The sequence below is a fragment of the Bacteroidota bacterium genome (genome assembly GCA_017303975.1).
In the GTDB taxonomy this organism is placed as follows: Bacteria; Bacteroidota; Bacteroidia; order JAFLBG01; family JAFLBG01; genus JAFLBG01.
This window is the reverse complement of sequence record JAFLBG010000005.1, coordinates 66,830-83,747: the sequence shown is the minus strand read 5'-3', so window position 1 is coordinate 83,747 and position 16,918 is coordinate 66,830. Positions and strand designations below refer to the sequence as shown.

The window sequence follows — 16,918 nt, the reverse complement described above, 5'->3', positions numbered from 1 at the left end:
ACTATTAAACTTTAAACTTCTTATGGCACGCCCTAGCTTTGACGACATATACATGGAATTGGCAGTAAATCTGTCTAAGCGGTCGCATTGCGTAAAAGCACACGTGGGAGCCGTTCTTTCAAAAGACACACGTATTATTTCATTGGGCTATAACGGCCCCCCAGCCGGAACCCACAATTGCGATGAAGAATGGCCGGGACAAGGTTGTGCTAGAGATTTAAAAGGAAGTTGTTCATTGGCTTTGCATGCAGAACAAAACGCAATTTTATATGCTCAAAAAAATAGCGTTTCTGTTGAGGGAACAACTTTGTATGTTACTCTTTCTCCTTGTATTGCCTGCGCCCGTGTAATTTATACAACGGGAATTAAAAAGGTGTTTTATTTAGATTCGTATGCCGCTTTCAAAGGGTTTCCGATTGACGAAGGTGTTGCATTTTTGCGCAAATTTGGCGTGGAGGTAGTAGAATATACCAACCGAGACTTCTTGGAACGTAACACACTCCGTTAATGCAGCATAACCGAAAATTCCAGATTCTACTTCCGTTACTATTTGCAATAATTTTAATCATTGGTGTATTTATTGGCATTAAAATATCTGCTACCTATTCCTCAGATACCTCCTTATTGCAGCGCATAGCCACCAAACAAAGCAGTAATGATAAAATAAATCAGATTCTTGATTACATACAAACACAGTATGTAGATACTATCAATCGAAAACAATTGGTGGATAATACTCTGCAAGAAGTGATGCAGCAACTCGACCCTCACTCTGCCTATATTACTGCCGAAGAGTCTAAAGCGGCAAACGAACCATTACAAGGCAACTTCGATGGGATTGGAATTGAATTTAATATTGTAAACGACACAATTCGTGTTATATCGCCCATTGTGGGTGGACCTTCGGAGGCACTCGGTATTCAGCCCGGAGACAAAATTGTAAAAGTAGAAGGTAAAAGTGTGGCTGGAGTAAAAATCACTAATAACGATGTGTTTAAAAAATTGCGCGGCCCGAAAGGTACAACAGTAAACATTTCTGTAGAGCGCAGGGGGATTAAAAAATTACTTGACTTTTCAATTGTTCGCAACAAAATCCCAATTTACAGTGTGGATGTGGCCTACATGATTACAAAAGAAATTGGCTATATTAAGATTAGTCGTTTTGCCGCAACCACATTTGATGAATATCTAGAAGCGTTCGAAAAATTACGAAAACAAGGGATGAAAAAAATGGTTTTGGATATTCGTGGAAATCCAGGTGGATTGCTCAACGCTGCGATAGATTTGTCGGATGAATTTTTATCCGACAATAAAATGATTGTTTATACCGAAGGTAGGGCGCATGGTAGAAGAGAATACAAAGCCACTTCTTCCGGGGAGTTTGAAAAAAACGAATTGGTTGTTTTGATTGACGAGGGATCTGCTTCGGCCAGCGAGATTGTTGCAGGAGCTATTCAAGACAACGACAGAGGGTTGGTGGTTGGGAGGCGTTCTTTTGGTAAAGGGTTGGTGCAAGAGCAAACTGATTTTCCAGACAGCTCGGCTATTCGGCTTACTACAGCCAGATATTATACCCCCACCGGCAGATGCATACAAAAGTCGTATAAGAAGGGCATTGAAGCGTATTTGAAAGAAGAATACGAGCGCTTCGAGAATGGTGAGTTGCAAAGTGCTGATAGTATTAAATTTATCGATTCATTAAAATTTAAAACACCTGCAGGCAAGATTGTATATGGTGGTGGTGGAATTATGCCTGATTTGTTTGTACCAATGGATACTGTTGGGAGAACAACGTATTTAACAGAACTCTACTATAAAGGAGTGGTTAATCAATTTGCATTTGAGTGGGCAGATAAAAACCGATTGCAATTAAAGACCAAATTCCATTCAATAGAACAGTTTGTTTCAGACTTTGAGGTAGGTGATGATATGCTCGAAAGGCTTGTGAAGCAAGGGGAGAGTATGAAGATAAAAAAGAACGAAGGGGAATTTTTAGTATCAAAGGCATTGTTAAAACAAAACATAAAATCGCTTGTTGCCCGAAATATTTGGGGGGCCGAAGGTTATTATAAATCGCAACAATCTTCCGACAAGGCTATTGGTAAGGCCATAGAGGCTTTGCTCCGTAAATAATGGCTATTTTTCTTTTGGATTTTTCCATTTGAGTGTATTGTCTTGAGTTTATTAGTCGTTAATTTGGAACCATTTGTGGGTTTTTTCGTACAATATATCGGAATTAGCAGTAGTCAAAAAAAGTAGAAACCATAAAATTGCGACTATTATTTTAGTATATTGTACGTAGTAAGTCTTTCAATAATTGCTATTAACGGATGATTGTCAAGAGAATAGAATATTTGGTATTTTTATTTTTTGTTATAAGTAATTTGCTTATAGGTCAAACCTATACAGTAAATTCTACAAACGATGTGGATGATGGAACTTGCGATGGAATACACTGTTCGCTAAGAGAGGCAATAAACGACAATGAAAATGGAGGAGGAGGTGGAACTATTAATTTTAGTGTAGGCGCTGCTGTAATAACATTAACAGCCGCTTTGCCCGCTATGGCTGCTCAAGTTTTTATTGACGGTACTTCCAATACAGGTTTTGTAACTAATACCGTTGTTCCCTTTGCCACAACTGTGGCTAATCCGCTATCTTACCAAAATATGGTTTGTATTGATGGAGGAGGCACAGGAGCTTTTGATGGCTTAGTGTTAAATGCAGGGTCAGACGGTAGTTTGATAAAGGGGTTAGTACTAAGAAATTTTGGAACGGCAGGTAGTTTTGGCGACTACGGAATACATTTAAACTCCAGTTCTTCGCATACTATAACCGCTTGTTACATAGGTATAGACACCGATGGCTCTACCACTACCTATAATACCGATATTGGAATTTACATTGTAAACTCTGCCAATAATCTTATAGGCGATGGAACTGCATCGGGTGTTAATTTAATAAGTGGTTGTAATATCTCTGGTTTTGGGTCGTTCGGGCAAATTATCATGTCCGGAGCCTCCTCTACAGGAAATATAATAAAAGGAAACATTATTGGGCTGCAAAAAGATGGAACAACCCGAGCCTCTAAATACGCCACCGGCATTTTACTTACTGGTGTTGGAACAAGTAATACCATTGGGGGAACGGGCATCAACGATGGCAACTTAATTTCTGGGAATAGTAGTAGTGGGATTTTCTGTTCTAGTATAACTACCCCTCAATACATATACGGCAATCGAATTGGTACTACGTCTACCGGAAGCTCTGTAATAACGGGAGCTTCAAACCCACAAACCTATGGCATTTATTTATCCAACTCTTACTCTTTAATAATAGGTGGTACATCTGGTAGTTTCAGAAATATTATTTCAGCTAATACCAACTCCGGAGTTTATTTAACAGGCTCATCTTCTTCTGCTAATCAAATAAAAGGAAACTACATAGGTATTGCAAGCGATGGCGCCACTTTTATAACTAGCAATACACAAGATAATGGAGTTTATTTAACAGGCTCTGCACAACGAAATACTATTGGTGGCACTGCTACAGGAGAAGGAAATGTTATTAGTGGCAATTCTGATGGTACATCAACCGGATATGGTGTGTATTTAAATGGAGTTACCTCCAATACGTTGTTAGGAAATACTATTGGTCCGCAAGTTGGGGGTTCTACAGCTGTAACCTCTACCACACAAAGCCATGGAGTATATTGCAATGGCTGTTATGGAAATACAATTGGCGGTAATTCCTCAACAATAGCCAGAAACATTATTTCGGGTAATTGCGATAATGTCTCAAATGGTTACGGCATCTATCTTACCGGGGCCGGAGCCAGTTCTAATACAATTATTGGCAATTATATAGGAGTAAATTCTGCAGGCACTGGTAGGGTGAGTAACGGCACACAAGCGTTTGGTATTTATTTGGCATCCGGAGCAAAATCGAATCGAATAGGAGGAACTTCTACTTCAGATAAAAATGTTATTTCTTCCAATCGGAATGTTGGATATACAGCCGGAACAGGCATACATTTGAGTGCAGCAACCTCTAACACCATAATAGGAAATGTTTTAGGCTTACAAGCAGATGGTATAACCAATAGCGCGAATTCTATTTCTCAGTACAATCTTGCGCTCTACAATGCAAGTTTTGGAAACTACATTGGAGGTTCTGCTGCCGGAGAGGGCAACATCATTTCTATGGCAAGTCAATATGGCTTATATCTAGATGGCTCTGGCACATCGGGCAATATTGTACGAGGTAATTACATTGGTGTGGGCTCCGATGGAGCCACCAAAAGCGGTTATCAAGAGTATGGGGTGTATATAACCAATAGTGCAGCATTTAATACTATTGGAGGAAATAACACCGCAGACGCCAATGTAATATCCGGTAATCAAAATAATTCCACCTCCATTGGTTATGGGGTTTACATTAATGGTGTTAGTTCCAATACGGTAACAGGAAATATTATTGGTTTGCAAAAAGATGGCTCAACTCTAATAAGTTCTAATGGACAACATTATGGAGTTTATTTAGCCAACAACTCTACCAATAACACAATTGGAAATACAATTAGTTCGGGCAGAAACATTCTATCAGGAAATGCCACTTATGGCGCATACCTGACAGGGGCTGGCTGTAGCGGTAACAACATAAAAGGCAACTACATTGGTTTGCAAAGCAATGGTACTACAGTAGTTACATCTTCTTCACAAGACTACGGAATATATTTAACCACCTCTGCATCCGCTAACACCATAGGCGGCACGGCAGCAGGAGAAGGAAATGTAATAAGTGGAAACGGAGACGGTGCCGGTACACCCACAGGCTGGGGAGTTTATTTAAATGCAGCAAGTAGCAATACGGTAGTAGGCAATTTTATTGGTCCGCAAAAAGATGGCTCTACTATTGTAACTTCGGCCGTAGCTTCTATTCAAGCCTTTGGAGTTTATATAGCCACAGCTCCTTAAACAATGTTATTGGTAATACCCAAACCGCAGGTGGAAATGTTATTTCAGGAAATAAAAGTGCAGGGGTAAATTTCAGTGGCTCCGGTACTACCGGAAATATTGTCAAAGGAAATTTTATTGGACTGCAAAGCAATGGCACTAGCTTTATGACATCATCTGCTCAAGGAGGGGTTGGTCTAGCTGGCTCGTACAACACAATAGGAGGCACCGCTGCAGGAGAGGCAAATGTAATTTCGGGGAACACTTCCGGTATTGGAGTTGGGGGAACAAACAATTCTGTTATTGGAAATGTAATAGGGCTACAAAAAGATGGTAGTACTTATGTAACCTCCCATGCTCAACAAACGGGTGTGGATATATCTGGTACTAATAATACTGTTGGTGGTGCAAACGCTCAACGAAATATTATTTCCGGGAATGAATATTCGGGTGTCACTATTACTTATCCGGGAGCAACCGGAAACGTAGTAAAAGGAAACTACATAGGATTGCAAAGCAATGGCACTTCTTTTGTGACAAGCAGCACCCAAAATTATGGCGCGTATTTATATGATGCCTGTATGTATAATACCATTGGCGGAACTGCAGCCGGAGAAGGAAATATTATATCAGGCAATAACGATGGTGCTGCAGGAGGGTATGGCATTTATTTAGGAAGTGCGTTAGATTATAATCCCGAATCGGTAAGTAGTAATACCATAATTGGAAATACCATAGGCCCGCAAGCAGATGGCTCTACTGTTGTTACATCTTCTACCCAAAAATATGGTATCTATTTCTACGATTTTGGAGATGGAGAATATATGTCAAACAACGTAATAGGGGGAAATGTATCCGGAGCTCGCAATATTATATCTGCAAATACAGAGGCGGGAATTTATATTTCTAACTATACAACAGGCGCTAGTATTAAAGGAAATTATATAGGATTAGCAAGTAATGGAACATCTGCTATAGCTACATCATCACAAGATTATGGCATTTATATTTCGGGAGGAGCTTCATCCAATAGCAACACCATTGGAGGTACGGCTTCAGCCGAGGAAAATACAGTTACAGGAAATACAAATTCAGGTATTTATTTAAACGGAGTATCTTCTCATACTATTTTAGGTAATGTAATTGGTTTAAATAGAGGTGGACTTGGGGAGGTAAATAGCGATCAGGACTATGGTATATACTTGGCTAATGGGAGCACCAATAATCAAATAGGGAGTGGCACAACCGGAGCTCGTAATATTATTTCATTAAATAATACAGCGGGTATTTTGCTAACAGGAGCAAGCACTTCAGGCAATAGCATAAAAGGCAATAAAATTGGAATAGGTTCAGATGAAGACGCATCGGGCATATCTTATACCATTGGACAACGCACTGGAATATCGTGCCATAGTTCTGCACATTCCAACACAATAGGGGGAACCACCAGTGGCGAAGGAAATACTATTTCTGACAATGGTGATCAATTAAATGACTCAAATGGAACAGGAATTTTACTAAGCTCTGTTACATCCCACACAATACTAGGTAATATTATTGGGTTAAATCCGGATGGTGTTTCAGAAGTTTCGACTGCAAATAGTAGTGGTCAGGGTGTTGGGATAGACATAAGTAATTCGTATGGAAATCTCATTGGAAACGGAACTTCTTCCGGTAGAAATATAATTTCAGGGCACGAATATGTTTTAACATTTGGATATAACGCCTGGGGAATAAGCATATCCGGAAGTTCTAGTGGAAACAATATTAAGGGGAACTATATAGGTTTAGGTAGTGATGGAAGCACAAAAGCTTCGAACGACATAGGGGTATATTTATCAGGCACTTCTAACGGAAATACCATTGGTGGTACAACAGCTGGCGAAGGAAATGTTATAAGCGGAAATATAAATAGTGGTATTATTTTAGAATCGAGTGGAGTAGATAATGTTTTTGGAAATCATATAGGTACACAAGCAAATGGTATGAGTTATGTTTCTTCGAATACCCAACTAAACGGAATTTATGTTAATAGCAATAACCAAACTATTGGAGGCAATGGTTCGGGTAAAAGAAATATTATTGGCGGGAATGAAACAGCAGGCATCTATATAAATACCAATATGACCGGTACCATTATAAAAGGAAATTACATTGGAGTGGGAACTGACGGGGCTTCCGGCATTGCTTCTTCTTCGCAAGATGCAGGAATTCATCTGTTAAGTGGCGCAAATGGCACCCAAATTGGAGGCACCTCTGCTGGTGATGGAAATGTAATTTCTGCAAACTATGGAGCATTATCGTCCGGAATCATATTTTTTAACAACAATAATAATAATGTAGTTATTAAGGGTAATATAATAGGTTTGGCTGCAGATGGTACTTCCGGCACCTCTAACTACTACCAAAATATTGGGATTAGGGTAGTTTCAAATACTTTAGGCCTACAGATTGGAGGGGTGAGTGCAGCCGAGAAAAATATAATTTCTGGAAATACCCAAAATGGCATACGCTTATTTTCAACCACCACCACTGGTGCCAAAATACAAGGAAATTATATTGGATGTACTTCAACTGGAAGTGCCCCTACAGGAACCGTTCAGGCTTATGGAATATATATCAGCAATGGGAATATTGGTAATGCTATTGGTGGTAATAGTGGGGCAACCGGGCAAAATCCGTATGGTAATGTAATTGCACACAATGGTACTGCTGGAGTTTATTTAACCGGGGCATCATGTACAGGAAATTTAATTTCGAGAAATTTAATTTACTCTAATGCCAGTGGTGTAACCCTAGCATCTAGTGCCAATGCAAGCAAAGCAAAACCATCCGTAACAGCCTTTAATGGAACAAGTGTCAGTGGTACAGCCACAGCCAACGATACGGTAGAAGTATTTAAAAACAATACAGGCAATTGCCAAGATGCAATGACATACCTTGGGTCAGTATTAGCTAATGGTAGTGGGGCGTGGAGCTTAAGTGGTGTAACTATTAATAATGGAGAAAGTGTTACCGCCACAGCGCACAGTATCAGACAACAATACCTCTGAATTGGCTACTACCTGCATGGTGGGCCTACCGATAGAACTATTAAGTTTTACAGCCGAAAATATAAATAACGAATACGCCCAATTAAAATGGACAACTGCCAGCGAAACGAATAACGATTACTTTACAATTGAAAAAACACAAGACGGAGTTAATTATGAGTTTGTTGCAACTGTTGATGGAGCTGGCAATAGCTCTCAAATACTAAATTATGCAACAATTGATACAAAGCCTTTTCAAGGCACATCTTACTACCGCCTAAAACAAACCGATTTTGATGGAGCATATGATTATAGCGAATTGGTAGCGGTAGAGTTTCAACGTTTAAAGTTGGAAAGTTCTCTACTGATGGTTTACCCTAATCCGGCAACCAATGGTAATATCAATGTAGCATTTACCGGACAGTCCGGAGAAGAGGTGTTAATAGTAGTGCACGATGTGTTGGGCAAAGAGCATTACTCCAAAGCATTTATTTTAGAAGAGGAACAAATAATAACAAACATAGAAACTAACCAAAATTTAGCTCCCGGTTTATACACAATTACCGCAAGTAGTAATAACAAGCTTTACAATAAAAAACTAGTTGTAAGGTAGTTTTGTTCCCCCCTTTTTAGCTTTCAAATGCTAAGAATAACATTTTTTTAAATTGATTCTTAGTATTTTTTAGACTATATTTAGTCAAAACCTGCTTATTTACAATGAGAAATAGAATTAACTATTCAATTCTTCTTTTATCTTTTTTAACCCTAATCCATTCTTGTAAAAAAGATGCCGAACTTATTTTAGACAATAACGCACCTCTATACAAAGGGCTTTCCACCATAAAACTCGAAAACTATGTGAATAAACTATACATAGATTTAATAGGAAGGGAGGCACTGCAAACCGAACTGCAAAGAGATGTTGAAATTTTACGTGCCTCTGATGTAAGCATGGCAGCTCGAGAGGCAATTGTACTTAGGTTGCAAACAGATGAAACGTATTTGCCCGGAGATTCCTCTTACAAATATGCTTACTATAACAAGCTTTATGAAATGGCAAAAGCTAGAACGTTAGAGTCTATAAGCGATCAAGACATAATAGGGAATTGGATTTATGGGCATTATCAATATAATGTTGTTGTAGATTCGACTAATGGAGATTCTCTTGGTGCAGAAATAAATAGGATTGAAGTTCGAAAACTATGGGCTATACACGATTCTCAATCCAAATACCGAAACGATTCGATTGATATAAATGATGTTTTTTATGCAATGGTGTACAATAAAGTGTACGATCAGATCAACATGAATTCTTTCAATTTTATTAATGCTGTATTTAATGATTTGTATTACCGCTTTCCAGATATTAATGAATACAACAAAGCCTATGATATGGTGGAATACAACAAGCCTGCAACACTTTTTGGAATGTCTGGGCAGAACAAGGGAGATTTTATAAAAATAGCAACAACCTCGCACGAATTTTACGAAGGATTAATTTGGTGGACATACAAGAGCTTTTTATCCAGAAGCCCATCTTCCAGCGAGATATACACCTATATACAAGAATTATATGCCGACCATGATTTACAAAAATTGCAACGAAAAGTGTTGATTACGAATGAATATGCAGGATTTTAAAATGAATGATTGTATAAAAAAAATAAATAGATAAATAAATGATTTTTTTAATAACTCAACGCACTATTTCGACAGGCTCAATATGACCGAGCGAAAGTCAGCCTGAGCCAGTCGAAGACTTTGTGGCGTATTTAAATTGAAAGTGTATAGTTTCAATTAACAAACTTTAAAATGAAAAAAATATTAATTACATCAACCCTTTGTCTGTTTCTTTTTGTGGTAGGTTGCAAAAAAGAATTAGAGCCTACGTATGATGTAAATCCCATTACATTAAACCCTAGCACATCTGGTAAAACAAAACTAAAAACCAACGAGCAGTTTGTGGCTATACTGCATGCCAACCTTTTTCAAAAGGCGCTTAGTGCCAATCAAATTTTTGAAATTAGTCAGACAATAGAAGCTGTGGGGGATAAATCGTTGGTGCGAGAATTGGTAATTAATAACATGTTGAACGATGTAAGCAAAAAAGTATTAAAGCCAACCCATGTAGAGATGATGGCCGATGTAGATAAATTTGTGAACGACACCTACAAGCGTTTTTATATACGATATCCTACCGAAGCAGAAAAAACATATGTAAAAAACTATATCGAAACATGGGGGAAAGATTCCGGAGGCAACTTAGACTCTACAAAAATTTCGCCTGAGATAGTTTATTTCTCATTCGTTTTATCTAACGAGTATTTGTACTACTAAAAAGAGCAAACATGAACAGAAAAGAATTTATAAAAAAAACAGGATTGGCTGCAGCCGGTGCCTTTGTTGCTCCTTACATACTTCCATCGGGTAGGTTGTTTGCAAGCACAGGTGGAACAGCTCTAGTAGATCATGTTGTTTTAGTAATGATGGCGGGTGGCATAAGACACCAAGATTCTATTCAGCAGTTGTATTTAAAGGGAAGCCAGTATTCTAGTTATACAGGACCTTCCGGGGATTTGCCAAAATTAGATATCAAAGGAAATGTGATGTATAACTTGTTGGAAGGGCAATCTCCTGTTTACAATAAAACTGTTTCTACAAACAATAGTGACTATAATGCGGCCGGTAAAATATTTTATGGTCCATCCGGTTCCGGAGATTCGCATATTGACCCCATTTTTCAGCAAGGAAATACCTTGCAAACACAAGGCATATTTTATAAAAAAATCAAAAGCTCTTCTCCCGGACATTACACTGGCCTAAATGTTTTGTTGCAAGGAAATACCTTACTTTCTCAAGGATTGAAGCAGCGGCCGCTGTATCCTACCATATTTGAATATGCTCGTAAGTACAGAGGTTTAAAGGCTACCGACACCTGGTTTGTTGGATACGGAATAGGCAACTCTATTCCACTCTTGTCTTACAGCCAGCATCCTAATTGGGGTGCAAAGTACGGTGCTAATTTTTTAGTGCCTGATGTTATTTTTGGAAATAAAAAATCGTTGACAACTCCTTTAGGAGAAAAATATTTAAAAGATGCTAAGATTTATCATCCGGATGAATATGCCAATTTGTATGGGCTTAAAAACTTTTTAGACAATACTTTCGAGCAAGTTGGAGTTACGTATACAGATATTGGAAACACGGAGCAAGAGAAGCACGATATAAAACAGTTTATGCAAAATATGTTTGGTGCTTCATATAATAATATTAGATTCCCTCTTATACACAATGGTTCTGCAACTGTTAGAGATCCGCAAGGAAATATAATTGGAGGTAGTTATCAATCTGTTGATACAACCGCAGTTGGATACGCTATTGAAGTGATGGATAAATTTAAACCGAAACTTACGGTAGTAAATATGCATGCGGTGGATGGTGCGCACCAAAATTACCCTTCGTATTTGCAAAATTTGCATGTGGCAGACCATAGTGTAGCGCATTTGTGGAAATATATACAAAGTACACCAGGCTTTCAAGACAATACCATCATGATAATTGTACCTGAATGCGGAAGAAATTTGCAACCAAACGCAATTAAGGATATTAATAATTTGCTGGGCTACGACCATTCTGATTTAAACACACAAGATGTGTTTGCTATGATTTTAGGTCCACAAAATAGTACCGCTTGGACACAAGGTCCTTCTTTAGGACACATGGTTGATTATAGCACTTCCAATAATAATCAAACTGCCGATATTGTGCCTACCATTGCGCATGCAATGGGCTTTTTAACAGATTTGCAACAAGAGCATCAGCAAAATAGTTTTTTATACAATACACCGGTATCATTATTAAGCACTCAAAAACTAACATAGCATGAATAAATATTTAGTTCTTATTGTTTTAGTCTTGTGTTTGGCTATTGCATTTAATTCGTGCAAAAAAGATCCGGAGTTTGACAACCCGTATGACGATCCCGCATTGCAAGATCCGGGGCCATCTCCAGGTTTAAATAATCCGGCCGGAAATAATTTTGCCTATCTGTACGAAAAAATATTTCGACCAACTTGCGGAAATGTTCAATGCCATGATGGAACCTTTATGCCCGATTTCCGAAGCATTTATAGCTCTTATAACACGTTGTTGTACGCGCCAACATTCAATCATGGTTTTGATAGCACTATTATGCAACCACTCCCACAAGTTTACAGATACCGTGTGTTGCCGGGTAACTCAGATTCTTCTATGTTGTATGTTCGTTTAACACAAGCTCTGCTAGGTACGCAAGGAAGGATGCCATTTTTACTGTCTAACAATCCTAATAGTACTGACTGGACAAACAATGCAGACACCTACATACAAAACATAAAAGATTGGATAAACGCAGGCGCAAAAGACATGTTTAATAATTCCCCAACTCTTGGCAACAAACAACCACAAACGGTAGGCTTTATGGCATTCCCTGTAGGTAATACAAGTAGCGCATATCCTAGATTTGATAACCCAAATAAGAGGGGTTCCATTTTGGTTCCGCAAGGCTCGGTTGATTTGTGGTTTGCGGTTGAAGACGATAGCACTAGTGCTGCGGCCATTTCAAACAATACCATTAAATTTGCTAATTCTGTTTTTAAATTAGATACTACAGCCGCACAGAATCTTACTGTTGTTACAAGCCCTATATCGGGACCTAAGCTATTGGATGTAAATACTAGCGTTAGCTACACCAGGAAGATTACAATCAATACAGCTACTTATTCCTCGGGAACGGTGTTGTATGTTAGATTGTATTTGGATGATAACGACCAACCTGTCGTTACTGAAACACCTAATATAGGTGTCGCTAAAAATGTATTCGAGTACTTTACATTAAAAATTCAATAGATATGCAAAAGATTTTTTTTATAGCAGTATTGTTTTTGTGTATTATTTCTTGCAAAAAGAAAGATAAGGAGTTGGCTTTGGAACCTACTATTGAATTGGAAAGCGTAGAGCCTACAAGTGTTATGGAGTTTAGGGATAGTGTAATTGTTACACTATCCTATAAAGATAACAATGGCGATTTAGGAGATGAGTCGGCCGATGAAAAATCGGTTCATGTAAAAGACAGTCGCTTACTAAATGCAGATGGATATCACCTAAAACCAATAACACCTAATAATGAAGAGTTGCAAACACAAGGCAAAATTCGAATCAAGTTGAAAAATATGTTTCGCTTAGGCAATGCAACGCAAGAGAATGCTACCCTATCCATTAAAATAAAAGATAGAGCCGGGAATTGGAGTAATGAAATTGTTACTTCCTCTATCGCTATTCATGATAGCCTATAAATAATCCATGTTTAATGCAAGCTACTGTTGTAAGAAAAATATTTTTAGTTGCGCTACTTGCATTTTCTGCAATTGTGTTAAAAGCACAAGTGCCATCATTCAATATGATTCTGAATGGAGATACTACCATAACTGAATGTAAGGGTAAGGTTTATGATTCTGGTGGCCCCTCTGGGATTTATAGTGCAAATGAACATAGTATTTTTCGTATTTGCTCCAATTCTAGTGTAACTCTTAATTTTTCGTTTTTTGATTTAGAGGCCGGGTCAGATTCATTGTACGTATATGATGGAACTTCATTGATAGGCGGATATACAGGACAGGTTTCTCCAGGTGCAGTAACCGCAACCTCGGGATGTATGGTGTTGGTCTTTGTGTCCGATTTTGCATTAAACAAGTTTGGTTTTGCAGCACAGTGGACGTCCGTTGTTGCTCCACCTGTGCCTCCTACATTCTCTGTATCTCCGCAACCTGCTTGTAGCACCAACACAGTCGATTTGTTATTCAGTAGAAATATTCATTGCGATTCGTTAACAATAAATGACTTTTCAGTGTTTAGTATTAATAACACATTAAACCCTCTTACCACAGCTGTAGCCGGTTTAATTTGTGTAAATGATAGTACTCAAAGTGTACGAGTTACACTAAGTGCGCCACTTACAATTAACTGTGAGTATGTGGTAAGAGTAAATTACAGTATGCTTGATAACTGCGATAGTTTGTGGACATTTATTTTGAGAGATACCTCACTTGTAAACGACTGCCCGTTCGTAATTACAGCGACAGCTCTTCCTAGCTTTTCTGTTTGCGCAAATACCTGTACACAGGTAACCGCATCAGTAGCGCCAACGGGTTGTTTAGCATACAATTATTATTGGAGTCATGGTTTGCCGAATGGCGCTGTACAATCTATTTGTCCTACCGCATCAACTATATATACTGTTTCTGTGCAGCCTGCTGTTGGTGGACCAATTCAAACAAAAACAATTTTAGTTTCTATTCTTTCGCCTACCATTACCTTCCCTGGACAAGACACTACTATTTGTCAATCGGTTAAAGCATTTACGGTTTTAGCAACACCACCGGGCGGCAGTTGGAGTGGCGCTGGAATGCTAATTACCAAGCCCGGCACATTTAATCCCGATTCTGCCGGAGGTGGCTTACATACTATTTATTATACTATTGGTGGACAGTGTAAAGATAGTTTGCGAATTACGGTTAATGCAGTTGATGCTGGGCTTGCTCAAGCTTCATGTCCGGGAGCTCCCTCATTTATGCTTTCCGGAGGTACTCCTCCGGGTGGCGCATGGTCAGGCACGCCATTTGTAACAGGTGGCGGATTGTTTAACCCCTCTACGATTGGCTCATATACGGTTGTTTACACATCCCCAAATGGATGTACCGAAAGTAAAGTTGTAACAGTTGGTTCGCTAAACATAAATAGCAGCAGAGATACTATTTGTGAATCAATAAGACATTATCAATTAAATTTCAGCCCACCGGGTGGTACGTGGCTTAACAACAATTGGGCTTTCTCCGATTTGATAAATGGTATAATTCAGCCGCAATTCATGAATCCCGGAAATCAAAATTTTGTTTACTCAATTAATGGATGTACAGATACGATAAAACTGTATTTAAAACCGTCTGATGTTGGAGGAAATTTTGTAGTGTGTCAAGGTACGTTGGCCGATACGTTGAGAATTCCTGACCCTCCCGGAGGCACATGGGCAACAGTTTTTCAAACTTTTGTTGGCCCTTCCGGCTTGCAAACCAATTGGGGGTTTTATGATCCCTCTGTTCCACCCAATAATTCAGAAGAGTGGTTTCAATATACCGCTCCAAATGGATGTATTGATACGCTTCGGATTTACACACGTAGTACTGAGGTGTCAGTTGATACGCTTTTTTATTGTTCCACTGATATGGATTCTGTTTTTCTTAATGCCTACAGAACTCCCGGTGGAGGGCTATGGACAGGGCCTGCGTTAATAAGCTATCCGCCAGTGTATGACAGAAAGTTTTATTTTAAACCCTCCTTAGCCGGACCAGGATTACACACATTACTCTATACTGCAAATAATTGTACAGATACCTTGCGCATTGTTGTTTATCCCGGCACATTGTCTTTTGCAGATACTTCTGTATGTTCCATCATGCCAACATTTCCCATCGACCTACAAGTTATAGGAAATGGAATTAAATGGTATGGATATGGAATTGTGAATGCCGACTCCGGCTTGTTTAATCCGGCAATTACTGGGTCGGTTACTTCTACAGTTTATTACACTACGCGTGTTAACGGATGCGGAGCATCTGTAGATGTTACTGTGTATCAATTTACAGCAGCACAAATAAATGGATTAAACACTACTTATTGTTTTAATGATAGTGCATTTAATTTATCTGTAAACCCAACAGGCGGTGTGCTTAGCGGTCCAGGTATTGTAGGAAATACCTTTAACCCTTCCATTGCTGGGAATGGAGCGCATCAGATTGTCTATTATTATGTAGGTTCCGGAGGTGCAAGTTGCTCGACTTCTGATACCATACAAGTTACCGTGTACCCCGCAATCACAACAACATTAACTGCTACAAACGATTCGTTGTGCATTGGAGATAATGCAATTATTTCCTTAGCTGCTACCACCGGAGTTCCGTTTGCAAATATTACATATGCATGGAATAACGGACTGCCTGCAATTAATACACATCAAGTATTTCCGAGCATCACTACCACGTATATAGTAAATACCAACGATAATTGTTCGGACGAAAAAACAGATTCTATAACAATTCTTGTTTATCCTACATTTTCTCAAACTGCAACTACCACAGATACCTTGTGTTATGGATTGTCTGGAACAGCTGCAGTTACTGTCGTTGGAGCCGGAAGTAATTATGCTTACTCATGGTCAACAAATCCTGCAAAAACTACCGCTTCTATTACAGGATTAGCAGGAAATATATATACAGTTAAAATAACAGATAAAAATTCAGGATGTTTTATTGATACCGTGATTAAGATTCCGAGCTACACTAAAATTAAATCACTTTTTTCTGTGAATCCTAAATACGCCTGTATTCCATACGAGCAAAGGAGTTTAACAATGCTTGATTTGAGTTTGAATGCACAAACAGGTTTTTGGATTTTTAGTAATGGAGATACAATTCCATTTGTTAAAGGGGTTAATCCTCAAATTACACTTCAAGATCCAGGCAATTACTCTGCTACACTATTAATATACAATGAAGGTGGCTGTACTGATGAATCTTCTGTTGATATTTGCATATTGGAGCCTACCTCTATTTTTATTCCTGATATATTTTCTCCGAACGGAGATGGATTGAATGATGTGTTTTATGTGCGAGGCAAGGGAATTAGAGAGTTAAAGTTTGTTGTGTACGATCGTTGGGGCGAAAAAGTATTTGAAACAAAAGATTCCGGTATAGGATGGGACGGTACATTTAGAGGCAAAGACGTTCCCGCGGGAGTTTATATTTGGCTTGTAGAGGCGGAGTTGTTCGATGAAACTGAAATTTCAGAGAAAGGCAATCTAACATTGGTAAGATAGTAATTGGTAATAAGTAGTTAGTA

General features: G+C 38.7%; 11 protein-coding genes. All 11 read left to right on the top strand.

Translation table 11 applies throughout. The features are described 5' to 3' along the window. Window positions 1-22: 22 nt before the first annotated feature. The 11 genes from J0M08_03255 to J0M08_03205 all read left to right on the top strand — a co-directional run bounded on the left by J0M08_03255 (window position 23) and on the right by J0M08_03205 (window position 16,895). Window positions 23-508, top strand: coding sequence for a dCMP deaminase family protein (locus J0M08_03255; GenBank protein ID MBN8702054.1), 486 nt, complete (start codon window positions 23-25; stop codon window positions 506-508). After that, window positions 508-2,133 carry a S41 family peptidase gene (locus J0M08_03250; protein MBN8702053.1) on the top strand — a complete coding sequence of 542 codons (1,626 nt, stop codon included), beginning with the start codon at window positions 508-510 and terminating at the stop codon, window positions 2,131-2,133. Before J0M08_03255 ends, J0M08_03250 begins: the two co-directional genes overlap by 1 nt. A 197-nt stretch (window positions 2,134-2,330) precedes the next feature. Continuing rightward, window positions 2,331-4,976 (top strand): CSLREA domain-containing protein, encoded by a 2,646-nt coding sequence (locus tag J0M08_03245; protein ID MBN8702052.1) that lies wholly within the window; start codon window positions 2,331-2,333, stop codon window positions 4,974-4,976. A gap of 146 nt (window positions 4,977-5,122) precedes the next feature. Beyond that, window positions 5,123-8,008 (top strand): hypothetical protein, encoded by a 2,886-nt coding sequence (locus J0M08_03240; protein ID MBN8702051.1) that lies wholly within the window; start codon window positions 5,123-5,125, stop codon window positions 8,006-8,008. Beyond that, window positions 7,956-8,600, top strand: coding sequence for a T9SS type A sorting domain-containing protein (locus tag J0M08_03235; GenBank protein ID MBN8702050.1), 645 nt, complete (start codon window positions 7,956-7,958; stop codon window positions 8,598-8,600). Before J0M08_03240 ends, J0M08_03235 begins: the two co-directional genes overlap by 53 nt. Window positions 8,601-8,704: 104 nt before the next feature. Continuing rightward, window positions 8,705-9,628: a hypothetical protein gene (locus J0M08_03230; GenBank protein MBN8702049.1), complete on the top strand. Its 924-nt coding sequence runs from the start codon at window positions 8,705-8,707 to the stop codon at window positions 9,626-9,628. Between the two features lie 171 nt (window positions 9,629-9,799). Continuing rightward, window positions 9,800-10,324: a hypothetical protein gene (locus J0M08_03225; GenBank protein ID MBN8702048.1), complete on the top strand. Its 525-nt coding sequence runs from the start codon at window positions 9,800-9,802 to the stop codon at window positions 10,322-10,324. A gap of 11 nt (window positions 10,325-10,335) precedes the next feature. After that, entirely contained in the window at window positions 10,336-11,868 is a 1,533-nt protein-coding gene (locus tag J0M08_03220; protein ID MBN8702047.1) for a hypothetical protein, read from the top strand. A 1-nt stretch (window position 11,869) separates the two neighbouring features. Further along, the gene (locus J0M08_03215; protein MBN8702046.1) at window positions 11,870-12,874 is read left to right on the top strand and encodes a hypothetical protein; all 1,005 of its coding nucleotides are present in this window, start codon (window positions 11,870-11,872) and stop codon (window positions 12,872-12,874) included. A gap of 2 nt (window positions 12,875-12,876) precedes the next feature. Then, window positions 12,877-13,320: a hypothetical protein gene (locus J0M08_03210; GenBank protein MBN8702045.1), complete on the top strand. Its 444-nt coding sequence runs from the start codon at window positions 12,877-12,879 to the stop codon at window positions 13,318-13,320. A gap of 14 nt (window positions 13,321-13,334) precedes the next feature. Continuing rightward, on the top strand, window positions 13,335-16,895 hold the full coding sequence (locus J0M08_03205; GenBank protein ID MBN8702044.1) for a gliding motility-associated C-terminal domain-containing protein: 3,561 nt from the start codon (window positions 13,335-13,337) through the stop codon (window positions 16,893-16,895). The last annotated feature ends 23 nt before the right edge of the window (window positions 16,896-16,918 follow it).

What these genes read in the sequence shown, in the direction of transcription:
- J0M08_03235 (MBN8702050.1), top strand. Translation starts at nt 7,956, where the DNA reads ATGGAGAAAGTGTTACCGCCACAGCGCACAGTATCAGACAACAATACC.
- J0M08_03245 (MBN8702052.1), top strand. Translation starts at nt 2,331, where the DNA reads ATGATTGTCAAGAGAATAGAATATTTGGTATTTTTATTTTTTGTTATA.
- J0M08_03225 (MBN8702048.1), top strand. Translation starts at nt 9,800, where the DNA reads ATGAAAAAAATATTAATTACATCAACCCTTTGTCTGTTTCTTTTTGTG.
- J0M08_03240 (MBN8702051.1), top strand. Translation starts at nt 5,123, where the DNA reads ATGACATCATCTGCTCAAGGAGGGGTTGGTCTAGCTGGCTCGTACAAC.
- J0M08_03220 (MBN8702047.1), top strand. Translation starts at nt 10,336, where the DNA reads ATGAACAGAAAAGAATTTATAAAAAAAACAGGATTGGCTGCAGCCGGT.
- J0M08_03230 (MBN8702049.1), top strand. Translation starts at nt 8,705, where the DNA reads ATGAGAAATAGAATTAACTATTCAATTCTTCTTTTATCTTTTTTAACC.
- J0M08_03205 (MBN8702044.1), top strand. Translation starts at nt 13,335, where the DNA reads ATGCAAGCTACTGTTGTAAGAAAAATATTTTTAGTTGCGCTACTTGCA.
- J0M08_03210 (MBN8702045.1), top strand. Translation starts at nt 12,877, where the DNA reads ATGCAAAAGATTTTTTTTATAGCAGTATTGTTTTTGTGTATTATTTCT.
- J0M08_03255 (MBN8702054.1), top strand. Translation starts at nt 23, where the DNA reads ATGGCACGCCCTAGCTTTGACGACATATACATGGAATTGGCAGTAAAT.
- J0M08_03215 (MBN8702046.1), top strand. Translation starts at nt 11,870, where the DNA reads ATGAATAAATATTTAGTTCTTATTGTTTTAGTCTTGTGTTTGGCTATT.
- J0M08_03250 (MBN8702053.1), top strand. Translation starts at nt 508, where the DNA reads ATGCAGCATAACCGAAAATTCCAGATTCTACTTCCGTTACTATTTGCA.